11 protein-coding genes and 1 tRNA gene are annotated in these 16831 nt (G+C 47.5%); 8 read left to right on the top strand and 4 right to left on the bottom strand.

What is annotated here, in order from left to right:
• Positions 1-32: 32 nt before the first annotated feature.
• The 4 genes from tmk to BQ7117_RS07275 all read left to right on the top strand — a co-directional run bounded on the left by tmk (position 33) and on the right by BQ7117_RS07275 (position 3763).
• Positions 33-635, top strand: coding sequence for a dTMP kinase (gene tmk, locus BQ7117_RS07290; RefSeq protein ID WP_073996859.1), 603 nt, complete (start codon positions 33-35; stop codon positions 633-635).
• Entirely contained in the window at positions 632-1921 is a 1290-nt protein-coding gene (locus BQ7117_RS07285) for a DNA polymerase III subunit delta' (RefSeq protein ID WP_073996858.1), read from the top strand. The genes tmk and BQ7117_RS07285 overlap by 4 nt, the downstream gene beginning before the upstream one ends.
• The gene (locus BQ7117_RS07280) at positions 1918-3456 is read left to right on the top strand and encodes an alpha/beta hydrolase (RefSeq protein WP_073996857.1); all 1539 of its coding nucleotides are present in this window, start codon (positions 1918-1920) and stop codon (positions 3454-3456) included. The genes BQ7117_RS07285 and BQ7117_RS07280 overlap by 4 nt, the downstream gene beginning before the upstream one ends.
• Before the next feature lie 231 nt (positions 3457-3687).
• Positions 3688-3763 (top strand) — tRNA-Thr (locus BQ7117_RS07275).
• A 227-nt stretch (positions 3764-3990) separates the two neighbouring features.
• Here the strand turns inward: BQ7117_RS07275 and BQ7117_RS07270 are convergent.
• Positions 3991-4299, bottom strand: a complete 309-nt coding sequence (locus BQ7117_RS07270) for a hypothetical protein (RefSeq protein ID WP_143273991.1) — start codon at positions 4297-4299, stop codon at positions 3991-3993.
• 30 nt (positions 4300-4329) lie between these two features.
• Positions 4330-4569, bottom strand: coding sequence for a hypothetical protein (locus BQ7117_RS07265; RefSeq protein WP_073996855.1), 240 nt, complete (start codon positions 4567-4569; stop codon positions 4330-4332).
• Positions 4570-4843: 274 nt separating this feature from the next.
• On the opposite strand from BQ7117_RS07265, the gene BQ7117_RS07260 reads away from it, so the two are divergent.
• From BQ7117_RS07260 to BQ7117_RS07250, 3 genes are all read left to right on the top strand, one after another.
• The gene (locus BQ7117_RS07260) at positions 4844-5044 is read left to right on the top strand and encodes a helix-turn-helix transcriptional regulator (protein WP_073996854.1); all 201 of its coding nucleotides are present in this window, start codon (positions 4844-4846) and stop codon (positions 5042-5044) included.
• A gap of 342 nt (positions 5045-5386) precedes the next feature.
• Positions 5387-6193, top strand: a complete 807-nt coding sequence (locus BQ7117_RS07255; protein ID WP_073996853.1) for an ABC transporter ATP-binding protein — start codon at positions 5387-5389, stop codon at positions 6191-6193.
• Between the two features lie 5 nt (positions 6194-6198).
• Positions 6199-8763: an ABC transporter permease gene (locus BQ7117_RS07250; protein WP_073996852.1), complete on the top strand. Its 2565-nt coding sequence runs from the start codon at positions 6199-6201 to the stop codon at positions 8761-8763.
• A gap of 103 nt (positions 8764-8866) precedes the next feature.
• Here BQ7117_RS07250 and BQ7117_RS07245 read toward each other — a convergent pair whose 3' ends face one another.
• Complete coding sequence (locus BQ7117_RS07245) at positions 8867-10720, bottom strand: BCCT family transporter (RefSeq protein WP_073996851.1); 1854 nt, start codon at positions 10718-10720, stop codon at positions 8867-8869.
• Positions 10721-10893: 173 nt separating this feature from the next.
• Positions 10894-13065 (bottom strand): GDSL-type esterase/lipase family protein, encoded by a 2172-nt coding sequence (locus tag BQ7117_RS07240; RefSeq protein ID WP_084790015.1) that lies wholly within the window; start codon positions 13063-13065, stop codon positions 10894-10896.
• A gap of 252 nt (positions 13066-13317) precedes the next feature.
• On the opposite strand from BQ7117_RS07240, the gene BQ7117_RS07230 reads away from it, so the two are divergent.
• A complete protein-coding gene (locus tag BQ7117_RS07230; protein WP_073996848.1) occupies positions 13318-16791 on the top strand; it encodes a SpaA isopeptide-forming pilin-related protein in 3474 nt (1157 codons plus the stop codon).
• Positions 16792-16831: the final 40 nt, after the last annotated feature.

Here is a 16831-nt window from a genome sequence, read left to right as displayed (position 1 = left end):
CGGCAGTTAGCAGCAGGAGAAAGGTAGCTGAAATGTTTATTTCCTTTGAAGGTGGAGATGGCGCCGGGAAATCTACGCAAGTGCGGCTACTGGCAGAGAGCCTGCGGGCTGCAGGTAAGGAAGTAGTGCTTACGCGCGAGCCCGGTGGCACGGAGTTAGGTAAAGCTATTCGGCAATCTCTTTTACATGGCGGGGAGGTAGTGCCGCGCGCGGAAGCTTTGCTTTACGCCGCAGACCGCGCCCAACACGTGGAAACAATAATCAAACCAGCTCTGGCGCGGGGCGCGGTGGTAATTACCGATAGATATTTTGATTCTTCTATTGCCTACCAAGGCGGAGCTCGTGCCCTTCCTGCGGCGGAAATAAAAGCGCTCTCACTGTGGGCAAGTGCAAATTTGGTGCCGGATTTAACTATTCTGTTGGATCTCCCAGTTGAGAAAAGCCGGCTGCGCTTAGGGGAAAATCTAGATCGTCTCGAGGCAGCGGGAAGCACTTTTCATGCTGCCGTCCGGCAAAAATTTTTAGAATTGGCAGCGAATGAGCCGGAGCGTTTCCGGGTAATTGATGCGGCGCAGTCTATTGCGGAAATTGCGCAAGCAGTGCGAGAAGCAGCCACAGAAGCAGGCGCGCTGTGAGTGTATTTAATTTAGTGACGGGGCAGGCGGCAGCGGTTGCAGAAATTAAACGCGCCGCCACCGCCGCCCGTGCTTTAGTGCAAAGCACGGCAGCAAGTAAATCTGCGGAGAATGCCGCGCAAAATGGCATGAAAGCCGCGCAAGGTAGCATAACTGCAGAGCAGAATGATATTAAGGACGCAGCGATGAGCCATGCTTGGCTTTTCACTGGCCCTCCCGGCTCAGGTAGATCCATACTGGCGCAGGCTTTTGCGGCGGCTCTTCTCTGCCAAGAAACAGAATTAGGTGGAGGAAATTGTGCCGAGTGTAAAGCAGTGCTGGGGCGCAACCACCCTGACGTAGAATTTTTGCGCACGGATTTAGTGACTATCTCCGTAGAGGAAGTTCGTGCTTGTGTGGCGAAATCTTATCTGGCGCCTACAGCTGGATCTTGGCGTATTTTTATCGTGGAAGATGCGGATAGAATGCTGCCGCGTACCACTAATGTGCTGTTAAAAGCTATTGAAGAACCGGCTCCGCGCACGGTGTGGATACTTTGTACGGCTTCTCCGGCAGACGTGCTCCCCACTATTCGTTCCCGGTGTCGGAATATAAATTTGGTCACGCCCACAATCGAAGAGGTAGCAAATTTATTAGTAGAAGAGGGTGTGGAAAAAGAAAAAGCGTTAGTAGCCGCCCAGATTGCACAATCTCATATTGGTTTGGCGCGAGCGCTAGCTTTAGATCCGGAAGCCGGAAAATTGCGGAAACAGACGCTAGATCTGTTGTTATCGGTACATTCGGTAGGGGATGCGGTGCTAGCTGCAGAATTACTCACTAATATCGAGAAGATGCAAGGTCGTAATTCGCGCTCCTCGGCAGCAGAAAAGCGTTCTGGGGCAGGTGAGACTCTTGAAAAAGAAAAGCGCCGGCGCTTAGAGGCATGGGGTTTAGATGAAAATATGAAAATTCCGGCTGCTCTCCGATCTCATATCAGTGCACAGATTAACAATGCGGAAGAGGATGAAAAGCGCCGGCGTACTCGTATGCAGCGGGATGCCTTAGATAGAGAATTGCTCTATATGGCTGGATTCTTTCGGGATGTACTGCTTCGGCAGCTAGGTGCGGCGTTGCCGTTGGCAAATCCGGATTATGAAGATGAGGTATATAATTGGGCAGATAGCCGCAGCGTAGAAAGCATATTGGAAAAAATAGCAGCTATTCGGGAGGCTCGTACTCGTTTAACGGCGAATGTAGCTCCGTTATTGGTAATTGAAGCGGTCTTAATGGAGGTAATTAAGAAATGAAGAAACACCAGCTAGGAGCCGTAGTAATTAGCTTATTACTTATGGTCAGTGCTTGTGCTGCGGGGAGTAATCCCACTCCAGCCGCCGGGGGAGCTACAACGGCAAAAGCGATAAAGGCCCCGATGCCAGAAATTCCGGCTGGTTTGGAATCTTTCTATAAGCAGCGCGTAGTTTGGTCTGAATGTGGAAAAAATTTAGAGTGTGGAAAATTCATGGTGCCGCTTGATTATAAAAATCCTACCTCGGCCACGATTGCTATTGCCGCAAAAAAGCACAAAGCTAAAGGTAAAGCGATTGGTTCTCTGTTGGTGAACCCCGGGGGGCCGGGAGCTTCTGGGCAGGAAATGGCCGAGGGCGCGGCAGATTATTTTTCTCCTGATATTCTCGCCAATTTCGATATTATTGGCTTTGATCCGCGAGGAGTAGATAAATCTGCTCCCGTAGACTGCTTAGCGGATAAAGACCTCGCGCAAGTAGTCGATGCTTCTTATCCAGATACGGCTGAGGGAAGAGCAGCCGCACGGGTAGATGCCGATAAAGTGGTCGCGGGCTGTCAAGAAAAATCTGGGAATTTGTTGCCTTTCGTAGGCACGGAATCAGCGGCGCGCGATATGGACGTATTGCGGCATGTATTAGGAGATCCGCAGCTGTATTACGTGGGATATTCCTACGGCACGTCTTTGGGAGGTATGTACGCTGAATTATTCCCGAAGAACGTGGGGCGGATGGTGCTAGATGGAGCAGTTTCTTCGCAAGTTTCTTCTTTCCAGCAGACGGTAGCCCAATTACAGGGTTTTGAAAAAGCGCTAGACGCATATTTAGATGATTGTTTAGATGGTTCTTCTTGCCCCTTTACTGGCTCGAAAGAGCAGGCGCGCGCGCAGATAAAGCAGCTTTTTGCTGATACTTTACAAAAGCCGCTTCCCACTGCCAGCGAAGGGCGGCAGCTCACGCAGTCGGCGCTATTTATCGGTATGATTACGCCTCTGTATGACGATACGCTTTGGCCACTGCTCACGCAGGCTTTCCAAGAAGCGTTCACCAAGCAACGCGGAACTCTTTTCCTCACTATGGCAGATACCTATTATTCCCGCACGGGAAATACCTTCCAAGATAATAGCGTAGAAGCTAACTGGGCAATCAACTGCGCAGATTATCCTGCGCAGGGGGATGACGCACAGTGGCAAGCTGAAGCGGCTGAGTTGAAAGAAAAAGCGCCAATTTTTGGTGAAGTAGCTGGCTATGATGAATATATGTGCGCGAAGTGGCCCTATAAAGCGCCGGCTCCTATCGGTCCGTTCCGAGCGGAAGGATCTAACCCGATAGTAGTGGTAGGTACTACGGGAGATCCGGCTACGCCTTATCAGTGGGCAGTAGATTTTTCTAAAACACTGGCCAACGCTGTGCTCATCACCTGGGAAGGGGAAGGCCATACCGCGTACGGGCGCTCTACTGACTGCGTAAATAAACCAATTGATAAGTACTTGCTAGATGGCACAGTACCGGAAGCTGACCTTAAGTGCCCAGCAGAGTAATTTGCCTAGGTTTGCCGTGATATGTAGGTTTCCGTAATACGCGGATTGCCGTAATACGCGGGTGCACCATAATAAATTCTCGCGTAGTTTTAATTCTTTTCTGCCCTTGAGGAGCAGGAGGAGAGTATTAGGGAAGCAATAGAAGAGTATTAGGGGTGATTTACGCCCCGGAATTTCGTGCTGCGGATATTTTTCGGTAAACTACCTAGGTAGCGTGCTTTTGGCACCTGCGCCGCCTTAGCTCAGTCGGCAGAGCGTCTCACTCGTAATGAGAAGGTCGAGAGTTCGATTCTCTCAGGCGGCTCCACAGAAATAAGCCGAATATGGCCATATAGCAAGCAAGAGCGGAAAATCTACGTCTACTTAAAACACCAAAGAACCGTAATCTGAAAATTTATGTGCCTAGAGTCGGTATCTATGGTTTGCCTCCTAAGGGCATAAGGTTTTTCGTATAAAAATATCCACTCTCAGTGAAGAGGGTGGATAAAAATTGGCACAACTAAATAATTTAGCTTTTATGTTAGTTAGAAAATTTTATTCATAAATTACATATTTGATGGGAGTATCTAGTGTTTCAAGAATTTTTCTCGCTTTTTCAGCACGCTGATCCCACACATCTATCGCATAGTTATAAGTCACTCCATCTTCAGTAAACTCTGGGATAGAGTCAACATTATACCAGCTCTTCCAGCCTGCCTTTTCGAATGCTTCTTCGATAAGTTTCCAGTGCGGAAGGCTTACATAGAAAACGCCATTATCTGTTAAATATTCATCGTCGGTAAATTCGTCTTCGGTCAAAGCACACCTACTTTCAATTTGTCGAAAATAAATGTCGATATGCACATTATAAAAGTAGCTACTTTAGCTATGGTCTTAACCTACCCAAAATTTAATGGGGGTATCGAATGTTTCGAGTATTTTACGTGCCTCGTCAGCATATTCGGGAATAACATCTACAAACCATTTATAATCAGCAACAGGCTCTGGAATTTCATCGCATTTTGGATTATAAGGATCTATATCATAAGCATATTTATAATTAGCATCCTTAAACGCTTTATCAATTTCCTGCCATGTAGGTATGCACACTGCAAAAGTAGCTGCTCTGCTCATAAAATTTTTCCTAACGCACCCACAGTATTGACTTCTCTTCACCTACAACCAACATATACTACTGAGGCTCAGGTGATAATAATATAAAGCAGAATATAAACCTTTTTGCTTCTCCTACATTTATATGTTTGCCACGTAAATCTAACACCATCTGTGAAGATTGCTTCCGCCTCTCACGAATAGAGCAAATCGGCTTACTTTTAGTCGGTATAATTATCTTTACAATATTTCTCACCGAAGCCATAAAATGCCACAAAAATAAGAACGAAAAAGAATGACTATATATTTATCTAGTTCGGAAGCGGCCGCCCGTATCGGTATAAAACACGGTACTTTCTGCTCCTATCGGCGGCAAGGGCGCACCCCGCCACCGGATGCCAAAATCGGGAAAACAGAAGGCTGGCTTCCAGAGACTATAGACGCCTGGAACCAAACCCGCCCTGGGCAAGGAGCCAGGACAGACCTACAAAAATAGCTCCCCTAGTAGCTACCCTGCAAAATTTTCGGAGTTTCCCTCGATGCGTATAGCCGGTTTTTCTGTTGTGTAGCACCTATAAATCCCTATATATGAGCCCTGCCACCTAACCCACCACCTTACCGTCGATATTCTTCTAAATATAAGCTACTACCTGTATTTATCCGCTGTTTTATTCACAAGATAGGTGAGCTAGTAGAGCTTTAAAATGCTAAAAGATAGATGTTAAAATTAGAAACGGAAATGAAGAAAATTTTGTTTCCTCAGTTTTTGTTTCAATTTTCGTTTTAGTTTTGTTTCAGTTTCCGTTTTTGTCGATCAGTTGAAGAAAAGGAATAGTTTATGTGCGCGCAAGTATCTGCTTCCTGCCAAAAACTCACTAAAATTTATGGAAAAGGAGACGCTCAAGTAGTAGCACTTGATGCTGTAGACGTAGAATTTCGCAGTGGTAGATTTAGCGCAGTGATGGGGCCATCCGGCAGTGGTAAATCTACTTTGATTCATTGCTTAGCGGGTTTGGATACTCCTACCTCGGGAATCGTGAAAATTGGTGATCGAGATATTGCGTCTTTACGCGATAAAGAAAAGACGCTGCTGCGCCGAGAGAAAATTGGCTTTATTTTTCAGGCTTTTAATCTCGTACCTACGCTCAGCGCCAAAGAAAATATCTTATTACCGCTCGCAATTGCGGGGAAAAAGCCAGATCCGCAGTGGTATGAAACTATTATCGATGTAATCGGGCTGCGGGAGAGGCTATCGCATAAACCTAATCAACTTTCCGGCGGCCAGCAGCAGCGCGTAGCTTGTGCGCGGGCCTTGATTACTCGCCCAGAAATAATTTTTGCCGATGAACCCACGGGGAATCTCGATTCTGCTTCGAGCCGGGAAGTGCTCAATTTTTTGCGGCAGGCAGTAGATGAATTGGGAGCTACCGTGGTAATGGTGACGCACGATCCGGCGGCGGCCGGGCAGGCAGATGAAGCAATTTTCTTAGCAGACGGAAAGATAAACGATTTCTTAGAAAAGCCTAGCCGCGAAAAAGTATTGGCAAAAATGGCCGGCCTCGATATCAATGCGGTAGCGGATATGCGAGCAACAGAGGAGCGTAAAGCGCTCGGTGCCCACTCTTTCATCCAGAAAGGCGAGTAGCTCCTATGCTGAAAGCCTCTATTAAATCTTTACTTGGGCATAAAGCCCGGTTAGTCATGAGCCTTATTTCCATAGTACTTGGAGTGGCTTTTGTAGCTGGTTCTTTTACTTTTACGGATATGTTGCGTAATTCTTTCGGCAATATTATCTCTTCTACGGTGTCGGATATAAATGTAGATGCAAAAAGTGCAGCTGGTACTGAATCTGCTGCGGCAGGAGAAGTGCAGAATAAGCTCGCACCTCTAGAAGAAGCAGATTTAGAGAAAATCCGGCAAGTGCCGGGAGTTAAACAGGTCGAAGGCTCCATTATGGGAGTGGGGGTCTATACGATCGGTAAAGACGGCAAAGCGATTGCCAGCTACGGAGCTCCCGGAGTTGGTTTCAACTATTTTTCTGCTCCGGCTTTTGCGGGGAGAGAAGGCATATATGTAGCAGAAGGCCGAGCTCCGCACGCGGATTCAGAAGTGATGATTGATCCCCTAAGCTTTCAAAAATCTGGTTATCAACTAGGGGAGAAAATTAAAATTGCCACTCCTACAGCTACCGTAGAGAAAACTCTCGTGGGAATCGGCAAGTGGGGTACCGGCGGTACCTCAGGAGCTGCGTATGCCTTCTTCACCGATACGGCGGCGCGGCAAATTCTTCTTCCCGGCCAGCAATCTGGATATTTTTCTGCCTGGGTAGTCACTGATCAAAAAAGCGATATCACAAAAATTTCTGCGGCGGTGACTTCGGTTTTACCACCCGGCTACGAAGCAGAGAACGGAAAAGATGCTTCTAAAGATGCGGCACAGGATTTAGAGAAAGCCCTGGGCTTCATGAATACTTTCTTCCTCGTCTTTGCCGGTATCTCATTGCTAGTAGCAGCTTTTCTAATTTTCAACACTTTCTCGATTATCGTAAATCAACGCGAAAAAGAATTAGCGCTCTATCGCGCCCTCGGCGCCTCAAAGCGGCAAGTGCAGATATCGGTGCTCCTCGAAGCATTTATAGTGGCGGTACTGGGAGCTACGCTCGGGCTATTGCTCGGGTTGGGATTGGCTTCTGGTATAAGCCAGCTGGTGGCAAAAGCGGGCTACGATCTCGGCACCTTAGTTCCGCGCATAACCGGAGCAGCGGTAGTAGCTTCCTTTGGAATCGGGATAGTGCTCACGATGTTTTCCGCCTGGGTACCGGCCAAACGCGCCGGGCGGGTAGATCCGATAGTGGCGATGACGGGGCAGAATACGAGCGTGGAAAAAAGTCTCCGTTGGCGTTTCCTGGGGGGAGCGATTTTGGCTTTCCTCGGGGTGGGACTTTTCCTGTGGGGATTTATACAAGATACTCAGAAATCAGTATTTATCGGTGCCGGTTCGGTATTTATTTTATTAGCGGCCGCCACCATTTCGCCTTTGTTGGGGCGCCCGATTATTTGGTTATTGGGAAAGATTTATAAAAAACTATTCGGCGCAATCGGAAATATGGCGGAGTTAAATACTCTGCGGCAGCCAGCTCGTACGGCTGCTACTGCCACTGCACTTATGATTGGCATGGCCTTGGTGGGCACGCTTTCAATTCTCAGTGCCTCGGCGCGGGCCTCAGCAGACGATATCTTTCACGATTCGGTGCACGGCGATGTGATTATCAGCGGGATTAACAATAGCTATATCCCTAGTGATATCTATCAGCAAATTACACAGCTAGCGGGAGTGAAAGAAGCTCGCCGCATACAGTTCGAGTATGGTTTTATTAAGCAAGATTCTGACCTCATACAGGGAGAAGATGAAAAAGAATTCGGAAAATCTTTTTCTCTAAAAATCTCAGCCGGGCGTATCTATGCAGATGCTGCAGCTGAAGCTGTAGTTAGTGAAGAATTTGCTGCGAAAAAGAATCTGCAGATTGGCGATACCGTACCCGTAGCGCTGAGCACAAGTAATAGTCGTTTAATGCTCACTATTGTGGGCACCTTTACTGCTCCGGAGGGAGTGCACTTCGATAATATTATTACGGATATCGATACTCTGCAGCAGAGTGGAGCTCCGGATCGGAGTTCGCTCATCATCGTAGACGCGGCGCCTGGGCAGGATATAGGGGCAGTAAAAGCCGAAATATCGAAGATACTGGCAGATTATCCGCTCGCTACGGTAGAAACTAAGAGTGACTATATCGACCAGCAGCTAGCAATGATTGACGTAATGTTGGCACTTATTTACGGTCTACTCGCGTTGGCAATTATTATTGCGGTGCTGGGTATCGTAAATACTCTTACGCTTTCCGTATCTGAGCGCACTACCGAAATAGGGCTATTGCGGGCAGTGGGAATGACGCGGGGAAATATCCGCAAGATGATCACCCTGGAATCGGTGGCAATTGCACTGCTGGGAGCAATTTTAGGCTTGAGCTTAGGTATTCTTTTCGGCTGGGGTCTCCAGCAGTCGCTAGCCGCAGACGGCTTGAATAAATTAGTAATCCCGTATTCTACTTTGCTAATTAGCTTGGCGGGCTCCATAGTGGTGGGTATATTTGCTGCTATTGGCCCAGCTCGGCGAGCTGCTAAAACCGATATTCTCGCGGCAATTGCTGCCGAGTAACAAGTGGTGCAGAGTAACGCGCCACGAGAGTAGCCAGCGCCGAGAATAGCCGCACTGCGAGAATACTTAGCCTTGCTTTTGGGAGTTATTCAAATTGCTGGAATTACTTTTCTTTCCGGATACGCTGTGCACGGGGTAGATGGATGCGTTTTATACCCTTTCGTTTGGCTTGCTTAGCTGCGCGTTCGGCTTGTTCGCGCAAATGTCGCCGTTCAATAGCAAGTTGCCGAGCAAATTTTTCTTGCTCGCGAGAATCGAGATAGATTACGTCGTTACGCATATCTTTCACAATGGCAAACATCAATCCGATAAGAATCAGCAAGAAAGGCGAAGCGACTACAATAGTGACGTTTTGAATATTGCTGAGAGCGGCATTTCCGCCGGAAATTAGCATCGTTAAACCAATAAGTGCCGTCATCACTCCCCATAAACCACTTACTGCCGGAGTAGCATTTGTGCGGCCACCTTGGGAGATAGATCCCATTACGGTAGAAGCGGAATCAGCGGAAGTTATAAAGAAAGTGGCCAGCAAAATCAGGGCGATAATCCCCCAAACGTAGCCGCCGGGCAAATTATGCAGTAAATTGAAGAGCTGCTCTTCGGCCATTCCGGAACCATAGATGGATTTGCCGTGCTGTTCCATCCAGATAGCAGTTCCTCCGAAAATACTGAACCAGATAACAGAGACCCCGGTAGGCACTAGCAGCACGCCGAGGCAGAATTCGCGTACGGAACGCCCCCGCGAGATCCGTGCCAAAAACATGCCTACGAAAGGCGACCAAGACATCCACCATACCCAGTAGAAAAGCGTCCAGCTGGAGAGCCATTCTCCGGCTGAACCGTCTGCAGAAGTGCCGGTGCGAGAAGCCATTTCGAAAAAGTTTTGAATATAGTTACCCAGCGTATTGGGAATCATATTGAGCTGCGCTACGGTAGGCCCCAATACAAAAACTATTATTGCGAGGGCGCTCGCCAAAACCATATTGGCGTTTGAAAGTATTCGTACTCCTTTGCCCACTCCCGACATCGCCGAAAGAAGGAAAGCTAAAGTTAGCACCGAAACTACTCCAACTATTAGCGCAGTACCGGGATTTTTTACTAAGCCAGAGGCTTCTAATCCAGCTCTAATCTGCAGGGTACCCACTCCGAGGGAGCTGGCAGTGCCGAATACGGTGACGAAAATAGAAAGCGAATCGATGAATCTTCCTACTCGCCCGTTCGCGTGTTTCTCGCCAATGAGCGGAGTGAAAGCGGCAGAAATAAGTTGGCGCCGTCCTACTCGATAAGTCGAGTAGGCAATCGCCAAAGCTAGTACTGCATAGATAGCCCACGGGTGTAAACCCCAGTGGAAGATAGTTTGCGCCATCGCCGTACCGACTTCTTTGGCGCCATGCATGGGTATGCCGTCTCTATAAAAAGCCAGTGGTTCGGCGGCTCCGAAAAACATCATTCCGATTCCCATGCCCGCCGCAAACATCATCGCTATCCAAGATTTAGTGGTGAATTCTGGCTGTTCATCGGCGGCTCCGAGGCGAATGGAACCGAATTTGCTAAAGGCTATCGTGAAAATAAAAATTACGAAGACGGTAGAGAAAAGAATAAAAGCCCATCCCACATTATCTAAAATCCAGGTAAAAGTGCTGCCGGCGAAATCGGAAAAATGCTGTGGGAAGCCTAGCCCCCAAATAATTACGGCGATGATTGCGGCAAGTGCCGGTAGCACTACCGACCAATGAGTTTGCGCCGTGCCAGCTTCAGAGCTGAGCTTAATTTCTTTTTCTTTAATATCGGCTGCATTTATCTCTTGCTCTACAGAAAGCAAGGCGGCTAGTTCAGAGGTGGCGCTCGATTGGGGATCTAAAGGGGCACTGCGCCGTTCTGATGCGGGATTTTCTGCCGTTTCTCCAGCTGGAAAAGTGCTTAAATCTTCAGAATTAGTCTCGGAATTTTTCTGCATATCTTCTATTCTCTAAAATTTCCTAACTGTGGGCAATTTGAAATTTTTTAGCGAGGCACGTTTTTCCGCTTAATTTAGCGAATTATAGAGAATTGAATAGATCTTAAATAAGATAAAGGAGCACCCGCCTGCAATTCAGGCGGGTGCTCTTGGTGTGTGTTTATTTAATTAGCTTAGCTATTTTTCCGTAAACGCCGAGTGCCTACTCCGCCTAATCCGATTAGCAGAGCAGCTCCAATCATCGGTAAAGCTGCGTAGCCAGTGCGAGGCAGGGGGCGGGGCGTAGCCGGAGCCATATTTGCCATTCCCTCTGCAGGAGCTGGGTTGGCGGGCTGTTGGGGCTTTGCCGGGTTATCAGGTTTCGCCGGATTATCAGGCTTGGCCGGTTCTCCATTCGGAGTGGGGTCGCAAATATCGCCGATTCCATCTCCATCGCTATCCTGCTGATCTGGATTGGCGTGGTTCGGGCAATTATCCTGGTCATCGGGGATTAAATCGCCGTCTTTAGTTACGGTGACGTCCATCGTAGCTGTAGCTTGCTTACCTTCGGCATCAGTGACCTGCAAAGTAATCGGCCCCTTATACTCAGCTGCATAGGTGTAGGTAGCCTGCGGGCTATCGGTACTTACCGCATCGAATACACCGTCATTATTGAAATCCCATTCATACTTGACGATATCTCCATTTGGAGAGGTGGAACCGCCCGCATCGAAAACAGTTGCCTCATTTACTTTCAGCACTCCCAGTTTCGAAATTTGCGCCGTCGGCGGGTCGAGTATCAGGCTGCGAATATCTTCTAAGGCTGCGAAACGGCCACCGGTATTGCGCACCAACTTGTCAATCACCGGATTGACATTCTTTTCGGCTGCTATGCCTGCCATCATATTGATATTCCCCTTCCGCAGTTTTGCGGTGAGCTTGTAGCGAGCATCGTTATTATCTTGGGAATCTTCATAATCGGCAGCAGTTACATTTCCCAGCAGTACAATTTGCCGGTAGCTGCCGGATCGCCACTTACCGCTTCCGGCGGCGTCTTCAATGGCCTTGAAAAGCGCATCGGTGCTGGATTTACCGCTTAGCTGTACTTTCTCCATATTTTCTAGCAGAGCGGCGCGATCCATGAAATCACTAGCGGTGATTTGAGGCTGCGGAGCAGCTCTATCTGCTCCTTGCTCATTAGGTTGAGTAGCACTGCCGTCATTAAAGGTAGTAAGAGCATAGCGAGCAGTTACCCCATTCTTGGCTGCTTCTGCATCACTATCTGCGGTAATACGCGCTAGATGCTTCTTGATATCCGGAAGGTACTTCTCCATCTCGGTGCTGTTATCGAGCAAGAATACCACGTCCGTTGGCAACTTCTGAGCTGGAGGTTCCGAATGAGTGTTCTGCGGTATACCCAGTTTTTCGATCACTATCTGGGCGATTTTTTCATGCCCAGTGATATTCGGATGATAGTAGTTTCCTAAATCAACCGTGGTCGTAGCGGTGACGGTGCCGTCTTCCCCTTCGCGACCTTCAGTTTCCAAAATCTCATTAATCCAGCGCTTCGGATTATATTTATCTAGACGTGGATCAGGCTCGTGACCTTGGAAATTGGCTTCAGTGGGAATGTAGGTTACGTGTAAATGATTATTAGGATCTGCATTCCATTTATCTACCAGTTGCTTCTGGAGATCACCGGCAGATTTACCTAGTTCGCGCACAGCCCGGGAGGCGTCGTACTTATCGCCGCCACCGAAGAACCAGCCACCGCTTTCCCAAATATAGGGCATATCCATCGATAAGAGCGGATATCCAACTAAGGCCACCTGTGCATTATCGGAGAGTTTTGCGTCGAGTTGCCGGAAAATTTCTTCCGTTTTTTCGAAAGTTTCACTTACTTTCTTCTCGGCCTTCTCTACCGAACCTTTACAGCTGGCATAGCCAGATTTTCCGGGTACGAAGCAGTTCACGACTATTTCGGCAAAGTAGACGTCGTTACCGCCAATGGTGAGCATAACCAAGTCGGTATCTGCGGGCATTTCTTTAATCTGCGAGCCTAATACGTCTTTCGTGATTGCTCCGCTGAAAGAAAAATTATGTAGCGTAGTGCGAATATTTTGCTCGTTCAACCAATCAGAATAGAGGTGACCCCAGCTGCGCGCACTGCGATAGGAAAGAGTAGGCCCGTAGTAGGCTCCGGCACCATTACCGGCAGTATAGGAATCACCAAGTAAAGATATGGTCAAGTACTTGTCGTCACTATCTGCACGAGCTGTAGGTGCAGAAAATGTAGTAAATATAAAAGAAAAAACGGCTAGTAGAGCGGCAAAAATAACTGCGCTGTTACGTGTTCTAGATAGCATAAAAATATATTACCTAATTTTTATAAAAGAAGAAGGGCCTTCAGAGAAGAAAAGAACTATGATTTGCACTTCTGCTACCGAGATTCCTAAGTAATTTTCTTGTATTTAAGCGGATTTACCAATTTAAGCAATTAATACAATGGCTTATAATGGTCGCAAGAATCCGGTAGAATATCCTCAAGTATGTATATACATCGGATTTGCGCAGGTGCTAGTGCAAACTGAATTTTAACTATCGTAGAGAGAAATACTATGCCTATTATTCCCGCTTCTCCGCACGCAAAGATGCGAAAAAACTGGCTTTTCCAGATTTTGCCGGCGCTTTTAGCTTTATTGCTTCTCTTGGGTCTAGGCACGCAGGCGGCAATTAGTTATGCAGATGAATTAACTCCTGCTACTTCCCCCGAGGAAAATCAGCCCGCGGGGGCAGGAGATGATGTTGCCGGCGAGAATGGCAAAGCAAATACTCCAGAAAATACGCCGGGTGGGGCAGCAGAGCCTGGCACTGGCGAGCCGGGTAGTGGCGATCCGCAGCCGCTAGATAATACTCAGCTTATAAATTTCCTCACTGATGAGGTGCGGATTTCTTATGGTGGGCAAGAACTAACTGCCGGAGAAGATGGAAAATTTACGGTACACTCCGATACTCCCTACCAGTTGCGGTTAAAATTCCGGGAAAAGCCGGGAGTGCCGGGCGGGCAAATTCCGAGTGGAAAAGATTTGACTTATAAACTCCCCGCGGGGTTGCAGGCTTTCCCACATCAGAAAGGTAAATTCACTATTCAGACCTCAGAAGGGGAAGTCGAAAATAATACTTACGAAATAAAAGATAATGTGCTGCACGTACAATTGGCGAAGGACGATGCTTTAGAAGCCTCCCAGCAGGCCGAATTCTTCGCTACTTTTGATGTAAAATTTACGCCTCCTACAGATATAATTCCCTTGGCTGCGGGAATAAATTTGCAGGTGCGGGTATCTGATGATCCGGATATAAGTATTACGAAGACAGCTCGGCATGATTTCTCGGCCGGTAAGGTGTTCTACACGATTAAGGTCAAATCTATTGACACCAATGAAAATATTGAAATTACCGACCAGATTACTGGAAAAGAGAATAGTGCGCTTAAGCTCGATACCAATCCGAAGAATCTGCAGGTAAAATCCACTAATAAGCATGCTCCGAAGCCGGGGAAGCCAGAATATACCGATAATGGTTTTAAGCTGGTAATTCCGAAAATGGTACACAAAGAAGAAGTAACTATTACTTATTTTGCCACGGTAGATTACAGCAAGATTGATCCAGCTGAGGGCGGCACTTTAGAGCAAACCACTAATAAGGTAAAAATAAGTACCGATCAGCTGCCTAATCCGAAAGAAACCGAGAATAATCTTAAGAATCAATTAAAGATAGGCACTATTACTAAGAAAGCGCAGGGAGCAAAGGAAACAGCTACTGCTTCGGGGATTTATGAGCAATCTTGGGTACTACAAGTAAATGAGTACCATAAGCTGAAACTTACCGGATATACCATTAGTGATATCGTGCCGGAAGAGATTCGCGATATTGTGAAGTACTCCGGGGAAGGGATAAAAGTAGTTAACACTACTAAGCCCGATGCGGAAGGGAAATCCACTAAGACGGAGAAACTTATTCCGTGGGCAGAGCTAGCGAAAGCTACGGATTCAGAATGGTCTTATAAATTACCAGCAGATGATCCGGAATATTCCAGCTACGAAATTACCTACACCACGCGGGTAGATGTGAGTAAGAAAATTGCTCCTACCACGGTACAAAACAAAGCTACTAGTGATGACGGCAATCCGCAGACCCCTCCGGAAGAAGTAACTTCCTCTTCAGATCCTTTACGCCCGCCGCATCTTTTTAATGTAGAAAAGAAGATGCTCACGCAATCTAAAGATAAAGTTTCTTGGCAAGTGATTGTGAATGTCGTACCGCAAGGCTACGATTCTTTGGTGCTGGAAGATGTGCTGCCAGCTCTGACACTGGGAGATAAACGGTTCCAAGATACTTTGCCGGAAAATGCGCAGATTGAGGTAAAAGGTCTGATTGGAGAGGAAAGTTATGCTTTTGTGCGCAACGCAGAGCATCCCGAGCGCGGATTCTCCCTCACCTTCTATAAAGATAAAGCAAAGCAGCATCCGGGTTTGAATCCGTTATTGGATGAAAATGGGAATCCACGTCTTGATAAAGATGGTAAGAAAGCCGAGCGGAAAGTAGAAGTCACTTTCACCACCGATAATGATCAGGCTTGGATAGCAGCATACCGAGCTGGAGAATCTAGCCTGTATCGGCACACTAACCAAGTAAAAGCTACTGCTAATGGAGTTGTGCGGAACGCTTCGGCAGTCGCCACGCCGGATTTAGAGGGGCTCCGTAAGAGCTTCACGGGTATTACGACGAAAGAAATTGACGGGGTGGATTATCCGGTATTTAATTACCATCTACAGCTCGAAGGTCTTGATAAATACGAGGGCGATACTTTCCAGATTACTGATAAATTCGTGGCGGATAAGTTAAAACTAGCGAAAGATCCGCAGCCGAATATATCGGGAGTAGCGAAAGTTAAAGTAACTGAAAAAGCGGGTGAAATTCTCTTTGAGGTAGCTAAGAAAGATTTACCGCGCTACTCAGATGGGGAAATGCACTCGACGTATTATCTGAACTATGCGCTAATTCCGAAGGATCGGGCAGCTTTAAATGCCATTAATAAGAATAAAGACGGCCTGCAGGTAAAGAATAAAGCTCTCTGGGGTCCGGTAAATACGCAGGAAACTACCGGAGAATATGCGTATAAGCCTCTGACTAAGGAAATCACGGAGAAGCCTTCTGGTAGTAATGGCTATACTGCTACTTTCCAAGTCACGGTAAATCCGGGTGGCCTGGATATTGCCAATGGGGCTGATAGTTTAGCTTTCCAAGATGAGATGGTTAATTTGCGTCTGCAACCGGAATCTCTGCAAATGACTCCCGCGGATTATCAGTACCGCCCGGTTTATCAGGGCGGGGTGCTGCGGATGCAGATTCCTAATAAGCAGAAAGTGGTAATCACTTATAAGGCAAAGGTTATTGGAGAAAAAGTAGTAAATTACAGCAATAAAGTGACGGTAGGAAGCGAAGAGGCGCATACTACCGGTACGGTAGCTCTGCGTTTATCCTTCGGTGGATATGCGCCGAATCCGGGAATTACCTTGCACAAGCACGATGTGCGAGATCTGCGTACGAATCTGGCCGGCGCCGAATTTGCTCTTTACCAGATTAAGGATGGCAAAGCAGAGCCGGTGGTAGGGAAGCTCACTCCAGATCAAAAAGAAGCTGCTCCGTTAGTTTTCAGTACTGGGAAAGACGGAGAAGTTAAGATTAAGGGAGATGACGGGAAACTCGGCTGGACCTTCCTTACGAGCGATGATAAGCACGAATATATTTACGAATTGCGGGAAGTTAAAGCTCCGCAAGGGTATAAATTGCTGGAGAAACCTCTGACTTTCTCCTTCTACGCGCTTCCTAAAGATGATACGCAGCAGTACGACGGAGCGGTGCTGTATATTCCTAATATGCCGCAGCCCAATACGCCACCTCCGGGGGGAGATCCAAAGCGGCCGGGACTTCCGCAGACCGGTACTTCTCTAGCAGGAGTTTTCGCTATGCTGTGTGCTATTACCGGAGCGGGTAGCTATCTGCTCTATCGGCGGAAACGCGGATTGTAAAATACTCTAAATAACGCGAATTAATAGAACAGGCGGGCGG

Source organism: Arcanobacterium urinimassiliense, from assembly GCF_900119495.1.
GTDB classification, from domain to species: domain Bacteria; phylum Actinomycetota; class Actinomycetes; order Actinomycetales; family Actinomycetaceae; genus Arcanobacterium_A; species Arcanobacterium_A urinimassiliense.
The sequence above is the reverse complement of the archived record's forward strand: the minus strand, read 5'-3'. Positions and strand labels throughout refer to the sequence as shown.